Source organism: Pseudoalteromonas sp. MSK9-3 (assembly GCF_003590335.1).
Classification (GTDB): domain Bacteria; phylum Pseudomonadota; class Gammaproteobacteria; order Enterobacterales; family Alteromonadaceae; genus Pseudoalteromonas.
This window is the reverse complement of record NZ_MIET01000032.1, coordinates 122410-135807: the sequence shown is the minus strand read 5'-3', so window position 1 is coordinate 135807 and position 13398 is coordinate 122410. Positions and strand designations below refer to the sequence as shown.

Genomic DNA, 13398 nt, shown 5'->3' with positions numbered 1-13398 from the left:
TTAATGCTTAAAATCTGCGAAAAGACAGTGTGAGTGTTATTGGTTCGTCCGTGTTTACGCGCAAGAAGTCTAAACCATGCATTTTACTACTAGACCACTGCAATTGTGTTAACGTTAAAGGCTTTTGCCATGAAATAAGCGCGAGCTCATCTAAGTTCAGTGTGGCTTCCCCTTCATTTGGTGGCGCATGGGTAAATGTTAAATTTACGCCTCTTGCGGGTAAGTTTTCAGGGCCTAATACTTGGCTATCGTCAGGCAACTCAAAATGATATGTAAAAGGTGTCCAGTCGTAACTTGCGGCTTCAAACAAAGGGATGCGACTTGATGAAAACTCAAAGCCATCTTCTGCGGTCGTGATGGCAATTTCAGCATTAACAGTGCCCGCATTATCTCCTTTGGCATAGCCAAAGAGTGTTAACTCATGATAAGCGTCAGCGACACTTTCAGCAGGTGTGACAGGCATGGTTCGTATTGTTTGCCTAAACGGTAACTTCAATGGCGTATTGTCAAATTGCGTTCTAGTCAGGCACATACCTTGCTGGTGGCGGTACGCACCGGTAATGCAGGGCATCGCATCATCATCGTCATGGTTCCAACGAAGTGTTTCTCCGAAGTCATCATCGTTATCCCAATCTTCAAAGTCACCAAAAACCATGATATCTCTACCAAGTGTGAATTGTGTTGTGGTTGCTGTACTGCTCGTTACCTGTGCTAAAAAGGCGTCGCTAGGGGCGTAATTACGTAAGTCAACCACCTGAGTACCAGCTTGGATAGTGACGGTTTTGGTTAGGGCAATAGGGGCAACTTGCGCGCCTTGAAAGGTAACGTGAGCATACCCTGACTTGGGTATGACCGTGACGTTATCATCAGAAAATTCCGCCAATCGCCTTGATAAGTAGTGACTTAAAAAACCGCTCACTAAACGCGGTTGATAATCTTCAATATAAATAGGGTAAGCTTTCGCGTATTTGATTTTATCTGCGGCATTGCCATCGATATTGACAGAGACTGCGACACCTAACAAAGTTTCTAATCGGTTTTGATCAAATATTAAATTACCCAACCCTAAAATAGCGGGTGTTGAGCCATATACTCCAAAGCCTTGTGCAACATGCGGGTGATGTGCAATTGCGAGATCGGCTGCACGACGAGAAGCAAATTCAAACCGATTTGTGATATATCGAGTGGGCGAAAATGAGTATTCATCACCGCCATGCATTTGTACTATTGAAAAATCATGGTTTGCAGCAGCTTCGGTTAGAGCGTCGTTTAATTGTTCATCATTGGTTAAATCAGCTGCTCCGCCTTTATCTACTTCTGCAATGTAGTTAATGGGATTAGCATTACCTGTAATAGAGGTTGCTGAAACCAAGCCCACACTGATGCCATTTATTTGTGTACTCAACGGTTGGTATGCTTGTGTTGCATTGTTACCCGCGCCACTATGAAGAAATCCGGCTTCGTTCACGTATTTTAATGTGTCGGTTAACCCAGGTGCTAAATAGTCATAAACATGGTTATTACCGAGCGCAACATAGTCGATGCCAATGTCTTTTAAGCTTTCGAGTGTGGCGGGAAGTGAAAAAAATGAAAACTCTTTAGTCGGGTGAACGCTGGTTGGGTTAGACAGGACTGGCGACTCTAAATTGACTGAACTGAAATCAGCGATACGAAACAGCGGCTTTATATATTGCGCAATGGCGGTTGAACTGCTTGCCGCCGAAGCTTCATTAATAAGCGCGTCACTGACATTGGGCACATTGTTAGTCATGGTGGTTAAATTTGGGTCCATAAACCGACGACCAAACATGGTATCGCCACCAAACATAAGGGTTGCTTGTTGTGAAGATTGGCGTCTAAGCGCTACAGTATGCTCTTGTGTGCTTTCTGTAATACGAGTGATCTCAATAGAGGAAGTATAACCAATGCCTTCAACTACAACCGTGTAATTGCCTAACTTGATCTCAGGAAAGAGCGCTTGGCCATTATCATTGGTTGTGGTTTTGTTTCCCGATACATCAACGGTTGCATTCGCAATGGGGTTATTGGCTGAGTCGACAATACGTATTGTGAGGTTAGCTGTTTTTTGTGTCTGTTGATCTTGTTGCTGCTGTTCTTGCTGCTGTTGCTCTGTTGGTGGTGTTTCATAGGCGTCTTCGACTGAACAAGCCGCAAGGCCAGTCAAACCAAGCACCAAAATGACATTAAATAACCATACTTTAATTCTATGCATGCAACCTCGGACCTAAAAATAAAACATTATTAATACATAAATCCATCCTTTTGTATTGTAATTTAATTATTACTATAACAACAGGGGCATCGAACAAATATTCTTAATGCACCCTTTTAGGCAATAGGGTTACGAGCAAAAGTCGGGATAACAATAACCAACGACGTCAATAACTTTTATCAGTATAGACTGTGTTGTGCAAAATAGTTTACATTTTTCTAGTCCAGTGACTATTCTTAGAGTATGATCGCGCTAAATTGATAACACCCCCTTTTGAGGAACGAATGCGTCTTGAAATTCATTGTGCAGACCGGATAGGTATCGCTCAGGAAATACTCAATATATTAGTCAATTATCATGTTGATTTGAAAGGTATTGAAGTGGACTCTGTTAATTGCAGAATGTACGTTAGCTTTCCACCGATTGAGTTTGAACAGTTTCAAAAAATTATGCCTGAGATCCGCCTGATTGATGGAGTAGAAGATGTTCGAACAACCGCTTTTTTACCCTCAGAGCGTGAGCATAATGAGCTGAATACATTATTGAGTGCACTGCCTGATGGCGTAATTTCAATTGATGCAAAAGGGTGGGTAAGGCATTGCAATGATGCCGCCAGTAAAGATCTCAATTTACCCGATGCAGAGATTATTGGTGAAAACATCAATAATTTGCTCAAAGGGTTTAATTTTACGCGCTGGCTGGAAGGTAAAGAAGTGCTCGGTCAAACCACGCGTGTAGAAGTCGGTGGTGAAGACTTTATTGCTGATATATTACCTATTGCAGTGCCCCAAGGGCCTGAAGGGGATGTGCTTGCGGGAGCTGTGATCAATATAAAGTCACAAAGCCGTTTAGGGCAGCAAGTGAGTGCATTTAGGCGTTATGGGCAAGAAAGCTTTGCGACAATTCATAATCACAGCACAGCTATGCGCCGTGTGGTACGCGAAGCGAGAAAAATGGCACAGCTTGAAGCCCCAATCTTGATTACGGGTGAAACTGGTACAGGTAAGGAACTACTTGCCAGAGCATGTCACTATGCTTCAAATCGCTCACTTAAACCGTTTATAGCGCTATCTTGTGCGTCGTTACCTGATGACGTTGCTGAGTCGGAATTATTTGGTTACGCAGGGTACGAAGATAACGCGGCACCAAAACGTGGTGTGTTGGAACAAGCCGATGGCGGAACCGTATTCCTTGATGAAGTGGGTGAAATGTCGCGCCAGTTACAAACCAAGTTACTGCGCTTTTTACAAGATGGCACCTTTAGAAAGGTGGGCGACGAAAATGAAGTGAAAGTCAATGTGCGTATTGTCGCTGCCACGCAAAAAGACTTACCCGCGATGGTACAAGAAGGGAGCTTTCGAGAAGACTTATATTATCGGATCAATGTACTGACTTTAGAAATTGCGCCTTTACGTGATAGAAAAGCCGATGTTGGACCGTTAGCAGAACATTTTATCCAAAAGTATGCGCAACAAAATGGCCAAGTCGCGCCTTCTTTAGATGGAGATTGCTTAGAGTTTTTAGAGCAGTATCCGTGGCCAGGTAATATCCGACAGTTAGAAAACTCAATTTATCGTGCGGTATCACTGTTAGATGATAAACAGCTGCGTGTTGAGCATATGCAATTACCGACATTTACCCATGACTTAGGTTATTTAGAGTCTGATTTTGAAGGGTCTTTAGAGCAAGCTGTTAAACGTTTTGAAGCAACGCTGTTACGCAAATTGTATCCGGCCTACCCGAGTTCACGTCAACTGGCGAAGCGTTTGGGTTTAAGCCATACCGCGGTTGCGAACAAGCTCAGAGAATATGGCATTAACAGAAAGACCGTGAAAGTGTAATAAGCTTAATAAATTGAACAAAGGTGTTCAATTTATTAAAAAGGTAACCTTGCTAGCATACTAAAAGTACTAGTATGCTAAAAATGTGAGTGTGCTAAAGGCTGGTAAGCAGGACTAAAAGTCATGTGTGTAGGATACCTACATAAGACATTTATACCTGCTTACTAAGCCTGTGGTCTGTTGCGCCAACAGTTCAGGATTTAATGCAATTGGCACTATTTAGTCCCCATATTTTTTATTACCCCCTCTAGTTTAATGTGTTTGATATCAGCGTTATCGAATACCACATCAATACTGATATTGTTGCGTTCAAAAAAGTATTCTGTGCCATTGAGGGTGAGGACGTAATTGCCTTTCACGCTTTTACCAAAATCTCCCTTTTTAAGCGTGAGTTTGTTGTTACCTAACTGCCACTGAAACTCTTCAATAAAGCCTTGATAAAACTCTTGGATCCATACGTTACTGCCGTCTTTACTTAGGGTTATGGCGATCGAATACGAGTCTGGTATATCTGACATGGTGTACTGCTTTGGCCCAATTCGAAATTTTTTTGCGGCCTCGTCCCAACCAAACCCAAAGTAAAATCCATCAGACACACCCGTGGGAAAGCGCAACTCTCCAGGTCCTTTAAAGTCAAAGTCGGCATAACTCAAAGGCGAAATTGTTAGGAACACAGCAGCTAATAAGTGTGTCAACTTTTGCATGTTTTTCCTTATGATCAGATTGTTATATTGTTCAGTTAAGATTAGTAGAGTGTTTTATCGGGATCAAGTAATACTTGTTAGTGCAACAGTCTATGCTAATATTGCCCACTATTTTTTATTGGTAAGACCACTTTATGAACCTCTATTTTCGTTTGTTGTTACTCCTTTGGCGGATCAGAAAAAACCACCACACTCAGTCTGTGCTTGACCCAGTAGATATAGACTTTAAGGTGATGCCGAGTGATTGTGATATTAATTTACACCTAACGAACTCTAGATACCTCGCGTTTATGGATTTAGCGCGCACGTGGATGACTGAGAGAATGGGCTTGTTTAGTGAAGTTATGAAGCGTCGCTGGTTTCCTATCGTCAACGCAACAGCAATCACCTACATACGCGACATTAAACCTTTTCAAAAATTTACTGTAACGACTCAGTTGGTTGGTTGGGATCATAAGTACTTTTATATTGAACAGAAATTTCATTCAGAGAGGGGGTTGCATGCCATTGCGTTTGTTCGAGGCGTATTTCGTCATAAGAAAGGCATTGTAGCGATCGAAGAAATGCTAGAGGTAGCAGGTTATGAAGGGGACGCTCCTACTATGCCGGCAGAGATTGTGCATTGGAAAGCAATGCTGGAAGAAAAGAAAAACAATAATTTAGCAAAATAAAAGGCCACAGACGTGGCCTTGCGATTGAGAAAAGTACTGTAAAAAATCTAGATTAAAAAACGTATTTAACACCAAACATAGCAACGACCGGGTCAATTTCGACATCTGATGTTAGGGCTTTTTGACCATTGGCATAAACGGTGGCATCGGTGTCGATATCCATTTTAGATAGCATAGCGTGAAGGCCCCACTTATCGTTTAATTGGTAGTTAAACCCTGCTTGTACTGCTAAACCAAAAGAGTTGTCGAGGTCAACTTTCACATCATCTGTTCCTAAAGTTGCTTTCAGTGCAGCGGTAGGCTCTTCATCGAAAAACACGGTATAGTTCAAACCTATGCCAACAAAAGGTCTAAATTTAGCTCCAGCATCGAGGAAGTGGTACTGTGCTAATAGCGTCGGTGGTAAATGTTTAACTTTTGCTATTTCAGCGCCCTGAAGGCCTCCAGCACCATCTACGGTATGTGAAAATGGCGTTGCTGCGATTAATTCAAATACGATGTTGTCAGAGTATTGATAGTCAAACGTGATACCGAGTTGAGTATCTGAGTCAGCAACCAAACCAAGGGCTGTATTTTGATCTATGGCAGAGGCCGTACTGGTTGGGTTTACGTTTATAGCACCTACGTTCACGCTTAATTTTGCTTGAGCAAATGGGGTTGCAACTAAAAGCGTTGATAGTAATACTGCGCTAAGTTTTTTCATCTTCATCTCCTGAACGTCTGCAAGGTAATTTGCTTTGTTGGGCTTATCATAGGGCTGAATTATTTTATAAAACTGTTCTAGATCAATTTTCACAACGCAAACTTTCAGAAATTTCTGAAAGTTTGATTTAGATTAAGTTTTTGAGGCCATTTTAGCGTGATGTGCACTAGGTGGATGCCACTCCAAACGGATTCTGGCGCTTATTCTTCATATGTATTTGTCATAGTTGTGCCGTAAAAAGGCCATGAAATTGCAATAAATCAGGGTTGTAATGGGTCCAGTATTTAGTCTTCGGCGATTAACAACCATGGCTCAGCAAAATGCGTTACAAAGTTCACAAGAACGGTGTGTTGTAGAAACATTACAGTCATTGATTCAAGCACCTTCCATTACCCCGTCAGATGCGGGCCTATTAGACGCGATTGCTAATGAATTAGCACTGCTCGGTTTTGATATTCACTTTTTACCCGAACAATATGGGGTGAAAAATGTGATTGCAAAGTGCTGTTTTGGTCCTGGGCCAACGATGGCGTTTGCAGGTCATGTCGATGTGGTTCCTGCGGATCCTAAAGGATGGATTGTTGAGCCGTTCAGTGCAGATATCATTGATGGTTGTGTTTATGGGCGTGGTGCTGCTGATATGAAAGGGGGCATTGCTGCGATGCTCAGTGCCACGAAAAGCTTATGCCAACAAGCAAAAAAAGCGACAGGCACATTTTATTGGCTGATCACATCTGATGAAGAGGGTGAAGCGGAGCATGGCTCTAAACGTATCGCGGCGTACTTAAGGGAGCAGAATATTCGATTAGATGGCTGTTTAGTTGGCGAGCCAACTTCAGATTTATCTGTCGGGGATACCATAAAAAACGGGCGACGTGGTGCATTATCTGCTCGTATTTCAGTGCGTGGTAAAGCAGGACATGTTGCTTACCCTGAAAACACCACAAATGCAGCACATTTAGCGGGTGAAATTGTCGCAGCATTGGCCAATATGACTTGGTGGAAAGACGAGGCTGGATCAAAAACACATTTACAAGTAACGGGGATCTCGGTGCCCAATATTGTTGATAATTTGGTGCCCAGTGACTGTGAGATTACTTTTAATGTGCGGTATAGCCATGCATATAACTCATGCCAAGTACAAGATTTAGTGCAGTCGTTTTTGGGTAAGTGGGGTAAGTATATTGATATCGCTTGGGAACGGCCCTGCGAGCCTTATTATACTGGAACGAAATCTACACAGTGTTTTTTATCATTGGTTGAAAAGGCTGTTGCCAGTGTGACATCACAATATCCGACTTTAAGCACGTCGGGTGGAACGTCAGATGGTCGATTTTTTTCTGGTGATAATACGCAAGTGGTTGAGTGTGGTGTACGTAATTATTCGATCCATCAGGTAAATGAGCATGTTTCAGTGGCTGATCTAGAAAAAATAGAGGACATATATAGTAATGTTTTAAAAGAGTTTTTTGTGCTTGATACTAAACTTTAAAAATGTTTTTACGCTTTTTGCTTGAAAAAATTGTAAGCGACCATAGATAGAGTTATGAGGGCGGCTCAAGTAGGGTCCTTGTTTAACTTAATGATTTTTATATTTTTATTTTGTTGTTTTTGGTTCTTTATGAAGAAAAACATCATTTATCGCTTAATTTAGAGGATAGCATTATGCGTACAGTAGATTTATCACCACTTTATCGTTCATTCATCGGTTTTGATCATTTAGCATCGTTAATGGATGCCGCGGCGCGCACCGATAAGCAGCCGAGTTTTCCGCCTTATAATATAGAGGCACTGGATCAAGATAAATACCAAATTACGATGGCTGTTGCAGGTTTTGCAGAGCAAGAGCTAAGCATTGAGTCAGAAAACAATACACTGAAAGTGTCGGGCGTTAAAGTTGATAAGGCCGGGCAATCAGAAAGAAGATTTATTCATCAAGGCATTGCTGAGCGTAACTTTGAGCGCAAGTTTCAGTTAGGTGATCATGTGAAGGTGATCTCAGCACAATTAGATAATGGTTTATTGGTTATTGATTTAGAAAGAGAGATCCCAGAGGCGTTAAAGCCGCAAAAGATTACCATTGGTAAAGGGAAGCTACTCGAAGACAAATAAACTTTTCTATAACCTTTTTATTAGTACATATTTCTCCCAAGTTTGTACCTTAAGTAATGTTAGCCAGTGTGATCTTTACACTGGCATTTTTCATTCTGAAATAAAGCGTTTTTAGTGAATATTTTAATGGCGAGTGTTCAGTCAACACACTCATGATTAACGCGACTCTCTCACCTGCAATACATCATCCTACTTCATTTAATTTTCTGTATTTACTACAACTTCTTACATTATCTCGAATACTTCGCTACTAAAGTGTCGTAAGATGCACAGTGAGATCAGGCTGAGTATTGGAACCAGAGAGCTTTGGGTATGGGATTAAAACGTTGGCATATGTGGGTGGGGGTGAGTTTACTTACGCTCTCATGTTTGTATGGGTACAAGCATGCTTTAGTGCGTGCAGCCGTTAATCAATTTGTACTTCCACCAGCCTTTTCTATAACGTGCTTATCGTGGTCGTTTAACGCGTTTAATAAAATTGAAATTACCCAGCTCTGTGTTGAACATGATGAATTCTCCGTGAGGATAAGTGATGTCATTGCGTCGGTGAGCGAGATAAATGTAACCAAAATGGAGATTAAGCACAGGCGTAAGGCTAGCGCTTCAGGAGGGTTTCAAGCACGCCCGCTAAACATTCCGTTGCTGGCAAACAGGCCACTGCTTAATATTGATAATATCAGCGTAATAAGTGAAGCCTTAGCTGACCCACTATCATTTAGCTTACAGGAAACCGCGCTGAATGAATTTTTATTAGCTGGGGATATTCACGCGCAATTATCACTAGCTGGTAGCTCTATGACGACTTCAATTGAATTAATAAGCCCGTTGGTACAGCGTTACTCTGCGCCTTATTTAAATAGTCTGAAAGGTAAGTTACTGCTTACTTATGATGGTATGTCTGCCCAAATTAATGCAGATATACAGGCTGTTAGCGCGTATTTAAAGCCGCAGTGTCGCGCAAACACCCAAGTGAGCGGTAGTTTATCTGCTGAGATTGATTTGCAAACACCTTTAGCTTTAATCGACCTGAGCCAAATGCAAACCAAAGTAACGCTTAATGAATGTCAAAGTGGGGTGCCTGAAGCGTATATTGACTATGTGCAAAGTACTTTGGATAAACCCTATATCATAACATTGCCAAATCAGTTAGTGATGACACCCTCTACAATGACAGTGCCAAAAGTCATAGCCACGAATGCAAGTTCTGATGAGATCATCATTCAAAATTTTCAAATGCAATTGGCAAGCATGGATCTCGACTTTGTGGGGCGTTGGCATCATCACTCCAATACACTCGGCCAGTTGACAAATGATGTCACGGTAAAAGTGCAAGACAGGCAGTTTACATCTGAGCATCAAATTAGGCTTCAAGCACCGCAAGTAGCGGTCAATAATAGGGTGTTTCATGAAAATACATTCAAAGCTAAGTTTACGGCTGCCAGCGATTTAGTGTTTGATAGGGTTAATATATCTGGATCAGGTGAAGCACATAGTAATAGAGTGAGTCAGGTCGACTCACAATTTGATGCTGTCAATTTGGCGTTTGATTTTTCCGGGGCTTATGCTGAACAGTATCAGTTAGAAGCAAACTTCACCTTAATAAGTGATGCGATCACGGTTCAAGATAACCAGCTAGATGATCTCGTGATTGAAGCTGGTCTATCCATAGATGCGCAGCAGCAACTTGATATATCAGTGCGCTCATCTGCTGCTCAGTTGCACTTGCCCGCGGGTCAAATAGATACCATTAAGCAGCAGTTTGCATTACGTTCACAGTTTGATATTGATGAGCTTAAAAGTGGCGATTTATCAATAGAGATTAACGGCAACACACGTATTGATGCTTTACTGTTGGGTGGCATTCGAGCTGACAATATAAAGGTAGAGACTCAAGGTCACTTTAATCGTACTTTGTCACTAGAGCACATTGTTGAATATGCTGATTTATCGGTATTGTTAGAGCATCAATTACTATCACAGCGTCACCCATTTACCATAACAGTTGCAGAACAGCCCATTCAAAGCTTACAGCCTTTGTTAATAGGCATAGCGCCTAAGTTACAGCTTTCGTCAGGCACAATAAATGGGAAAATTCATGGTGATATACACACTCAAGACGCGAGCTTTAGCGCAGAATTGAGCGATGCGTCAGTCTTGTATGACAGTCACTATGTAGAAAATATTATTACCGCGTTTTCAGGTGAGTTGAGTTCAGGTGAGATTAACATAATTAATTCTAAACTAGAGATTGAGCAGGTACGCTCAGGTGCTGTTCTGTCGAACCTCAGTGCAGACTATATGCTAAATGCACAGGGCGCAATAGTCAGCAATATCAAGGCGAATGTATTTAATGGTCAAGTGTTTTTGCCGCAGTTTGCTTTGTTTTCAGAGCAGCAAGATTTAGAGGTGCTATTGTCTAATTTAGATTTAGGCATGCTTGCTGAAGCCGGTCGTGATGCAGGTATAGCTTTGTCTGGTAAGGTATCGGGGAAACTTCCAATATTGCTTAACAATGGGGCTGTCAGTATTCAAAATGGCCAATTATATAATGTTGATGTTGGTCAGTTGTTGGTTCAGAATAATGCGTCTGTCGACGCATTAAAAGCACAGCAGCCTAGCTTGGAAACCGTCATTGGACTACTTGATAATCTAACGGTTAACACGCTAATGAGTGATGTAAATCTGACCCCAGATGGGTGGCTTACTTTGGGGGTTAAAATAACCGGTGAAAATGAAGCGCAAGCGCAGCCTGTTAATTTTAATTATACCCATTCTGAAAATATATTTACTTTGTTTCGGGCATTGCGATTAAGTGATGAGATAACGCAACGAGTAGAACAAGCACTAACTAAATCGGAGTAACTTAAATGAAATGGATGATAGCGTTAATGAGTGTGCTGATGTTATCGGCGTGTACTCACAAAGTACAGGTTGAAACGAAAGAGCCAATTACAATCAACTTAAATGTGAAAGTCGATCATGAAATACGTGTGAAAGTTGATAAAGAGTTAGATGACTTATTTAGCGATGACAGCGAATTATTTTAAAGGAGAGCATAATGAAAATGAACAGTATGGTATTGGCATTGATTGCGTTAGGAATGACCTTTTCCGCGTTTGCGCTGACTTTAAATAGTGCAAAGTCACAAGGTCTTGTCGGCGAAACTTCAAGTGGGTATTTAGCGCTGGTTAGTCAAAATGCTCAAGCAAAGGCATTGATTAAATCTGTGAATGCAAAAAGAAAAAGTAAATATCAGCAGTTAGCACAAAAAAACAACTTGAGCTTAGCGCAAGTTGAAACACTTGCTGGAAAAAAGGCGGTAGAAAAAACGGCGTCAGGGCACTTTATAAAAGTAAAGGGTAAGTGGATCAAAAAATAACCTTACAATATGTCATATACCAAATAGAGTGTTTATCACACTCTATTTGGTTTGCAGTAAGTTTATCGCGAAAGTGTAATAGTAGTTCCTGTTTCCCCCCTTTTTTGTAATACTCATCTTATTATAATTCTTGAATATTTTTGGCATGCGACACAATATTAATGGCTTATCCGTTGATTTAAAAACCGGTGTGGTTTTAACCAGTTCAGAGCGTATTGTCATTCGTAGCAAAACGCTGCAAGTGTTGGTGAAACTGATTGACCTGCGTGACCGTATTGTGAGCAAGCAAGAGCTGCTTGACGATATTTGGCATGATGTCATCGTGCAAGAACAAGTACTCGCTCAGTCGGTGAAAGAACTCCGAGATATATTTGGTAGCGATATTATAAAAACCTTCCCGCGCAATGGTTACCAATGGGTAGCAGAGCTGGCGTCGTATAGTGATTCAACATCCCGTCCAGTTTATAAAAAGCCATTTTTTCAGGTTGGTATTGTTGCCGCTATTATCCTTGTATTTTCGGCTCTTTTTACAAGTATGTTTACCTCCCAAAAGCTGACGATCGCATTATTGCCAGTGGATAACGCAATGCAAGATAAAGAACATAATTGGGTATCAGTGCAAGGCCTTGAATATTTAAATCAAAGGTTGGCACAAACGAGTGAACTTGATGTGATTGGCAGTGGCCATGTTCTCTATGCATTAGAGCGATTAGAGATTGATAAGCGACATGTATTTTCAGGCGGCAATATTTACCCGTTAAGGGCGAAGTTAGAGGCCGATTTATTGGTGAAAACACGTTTAACCGGGTTCCCACTCGATTATCAGCTTCATTATTTTATTCATACAGAGCATAGTGTCGAGCGAGGCGTTATTAATGCAGAAACGGTTAACGTTGCTTTTGATGAACTTATAGAAATAGTCGCTAAACGATTTGGTTCTTATCAACCAAACAATTTTCAATTTCATGAGAATGTGTTTAGTAATGAAGCCTTTGCACGTGGTGTTGAGCTGTATTTAAAAAATGAATTTGAGCAGGCTACACCGCTGTTCGCAAGTGCGTTGCAAGGCAATCATGAATTATTAGCTGCTCGACGATACCTAGCGGCAAGTTATGCCAATACATCTCGCCAAGATGAGGCCATAGCCTTACTCAAAGAAAATATACAACTGGCAGGTACACAGCAAAACCGCGAGTTGATCAGAGCGTATCTCATGATTGGGTATTTAAAAATTAACTGGCCACACGCCGATGATAGAGAGGGTGAATTACAACAGGCTTCTGAGCATATAGCCCTTGCTAAACAGTTGGCTGAACAGCAACAGGATAAGCTATTTATTGCGTATTCTTACGAGGAACTTGGGAAAATAAAAAGGTTGCAAGGTCAGTATGTACAAGCCATACGGTTATTGACCTTGGCTTTGAGCTATCATCAAGAGTTTAATAGCACCTACGGGCAAACAGCCGCGCTGATTGAGCTGGCAAAAGTTGCGGCTGAGCAATTAGAGCTTGATGAAAGTACGCGTTACCTAAACCAAGCACTGACTATTGCAGAGCGCAGTAATGCGCAAGCTAACTTAGTGTGGGTGTATTTAGCCAAAGCCGATATTGCACGTAGCCAATTGAATGAAGACAAAGCGAAGCAGTATGCTTTGCAAGCTAAAAAGATTGCGCAGCATAATGATAATCAATTATTGATAAGTCGAGTTGAAGCGTGGTTTAACCACACTTCTGTGTACAGTGTAAATTAACTTAA

General features: G+C 41.4%; 11 protein-coding genes. 8 read left to right on the top strand and 3 right to left on the bottom strand.

Features of this window, described 5'->3' with window-relative positions; genetic code table 11:
* Positions 1–7: 7 nt before the first annotated feature.
* Positions 8–2233, bottom strand: coding sequence for a CapA family protein (locus BGP78_RS14735; RefSeq protein ID WP_119862081.1), 2226 nt, complete (start codon positions 2231–2233; stop codon positions 8–10).
* 284 nt (positions 2234–2517) lie between these two features.
* On the opposite strand from BGP78_RS14735, the gene tyrR reads away from it, so the two are divergent.
* Entirely contained in the window at positions 2518–4074 is a 1557-nt protein-coding gene (gene tyrR / locus BGP78_RS14730) for a transcriptional regulator TyrR (RefSeq protein WP_010361573.1), read from the top strand.
* Positions 4075–4289: 215 nt separating this feature from the next.
* On the opposite strand, the gene BGP78_RS14725 is transcribed toward tyrR, so the two are convergent.
* On the bottom strand, positions 4290–4778 hold the full coding sequence (locus BGP78_RS14725; protein WP_119862080.1) for a hypothetical protein: 489 nt from the start codon (positions 4776–4778) through the stop codon (positions 4290–4292).
* 134 nt (positions 4779–4912) lie between these two features.
* Here BGP78_RS14725 and BGP78_RS14720 point away from each other — a divergent pair, with 134 nt between their 5' ends.
* Positions 4913–5449, top strand: coding sequence for a thioesterase family protein (locus BGP78_RS14720; protein WP_119862079.1), 537 nt, complete (start codon positions 4913–4915; stop codon positions 5447–5449).
* Between the two features lie 52 nt (positions 5450–5501).
* Here BGP78_RS14720 and BGP78_RS14715 read toward each other — a convergent pair whose 3' ends face one another.
* A complete protein-coding gene (locus BGP78_RS14715) occupies positions 5502–6152 on the bottom strand; it encodes an OmpW family protein (protein WP_119862078.1) in 651 nt (216 codons plus the stop codon).
* 307 nt (positions 6153–6459) lie between these two features.
* Between BGP78_RS14715 and dapE the strand changes: the two genes are divergently transcribed.
* The 6 genes from dapE (at position 6460) to BGP78_RS14685 (ending at position 13393) form a co-directional block, all read left to right on the top strand.
* Positions 6460–7644, top strand: coding sequence for a succinyl-diaminopimelate desuccinylase (gene dapE, locus BGP78_RS14710; protein ID WP_119862077.1), 1185 nt, complete (start codon positions 6460–6462; stop codon positions 7642–7644).
* Positions 7645–7817: 173 nt separating this feature from the next.
* Positions 7818–8264 carry an Hsp20 family protein gene (locus tag BGP78_RS14705; protein WP_119862076.1) on the top strand — a complete coding sequence of 149 codons (447 nt, stop codon included), beginning with the start codon at positions 7818–7820 and terminating at the stop codon, positions 8262–8264.
* Between the two features lie 312 nt (positions 8265–8576).
* Complete coding sequence (locus BGP78_RS14700; protein WP_119862075.1) at positions 8577–11126, top strand: YdbH domain-containing protein; 2550 nt, start codon at positions 8577–8579, stop codon at positions 11124–11126.
* Positions 11127–11131: 5 nt separating this feature from the next.
* Positions 11132–11311: a YnbE family lipoprotein gene (locus BGP78_RS14695; protein WP_010361581.1), complete on the top strand. Its 180-nt coding sequence runs from the start codon at positions 11132–11134 to the stop codon at positions 11309–11311.
* A gap of 11 nt (positions 11312–11322) precedes the next feature.
* The gene (locus tag BGP78_RS14690; protein ID WP_119862074.1) at positions 11323–11643 is read left to right on the top strand and encodes a YdbL family protein; all 321 of its coding nucleotides are present in this window, start codon (positions 11323–11325) and stop codon (positions 11641–11643) included.
* Between the two features lie 145 nt (positions 11644–11788).
* Entirely contained in the window at positions 11789–13393 is a 1605-nt protein-coding gene (locus tag BGP78_RS14685) for a winged helix-turn-helix domain-containing protein (protein WP_119862073.1), read from the top strand.
* Positions 13394–13398 lie beyond the last annotated feature (5 nt).

What these genes read in the sequence shown, in the direction of transcription:
- BGP78_RS14735 (WP_119862081.1), bottom strand. Translation starts at nt 2,233, where the DNA reads ATGCATAGAATTAAAGTATGGTTATTTAATGTCATTTTGGTGCTTGGT.
- tyrR (WP_010361573.1), top strand. Translation starts at nt 2,518, where the DNA reads ATGCGTCTTGAAATTCATTGTGCAGACCGGATAGGTATCGCTCAGGAA.
- BGP78_RS14725 (WP_119862080.1), bottom strand. Translation starts at nt 4,778, where the DNA reads ATGCAAAAGTTGACACACTTATTAGCTGCTGTGTTCCTAACAATTTCG.
- BGP78_RS14720 (WP_119862079.1), top strand. Translation starts at nt 4,913, where the DNA reads ATGAACCTCTATTTTCGTTTGTTGTTACTCCTTTGGCGGATCAGAAAA.
- BGP78_RS14715 (WP_119862078.1), bottom strand. Translation starts at nt 6,152, where the DNA reads ATGAAAAAACTTAGCGCAGTATTACTATCAACGCTTTTAGTTGCAACC.
- dapE (WP_119862077.1), top strand. Translation starts at nt 6,460, where the DNA reads ATGGCTCAGCAAAATGCGTTACAAAGTTCACAAGAACGGTGTGTTGTA.
- BGP78_RS14705 (WP_119862076.1), top strand. Translation starts at nt 7,818, where the DNA reads ATGCGTACAGTAGATTTATCACCACTTTATCGTTCATTCATCGGTTTT.
- BGP78_RS14700 (WP_119862075.1), top strand. Translation starts at nt 8,577, where the DNA reads ATGGGATTAAAACGTTGGCATATGTGGGTGGGGGTGAGTTTACTTACG.
- BGP78_RS14695 (WP_010361581.1), top strand. Translation starts at nt 11,132, where the DNA reads ATGAAATGGATGATAGCGTTAATGAGTGTGCTGATGTTATCGGCGTGT.
- BGP78_RS14690 (WP_119862074.1), top strand. Translation starts at nt 11,323, where the DNA reads ATGAAAATGAACAGTATGGTATTGGCATTGATTGCGTTAGGAATGACC.
- BGP78_RS14685 (WP_119862073.1), top strand. Translation starts at nt 11,789, where the DNA reads ATGCGACACAATATTAATGGCTTATCCGTTGATTTAAAAACCGGTGTG.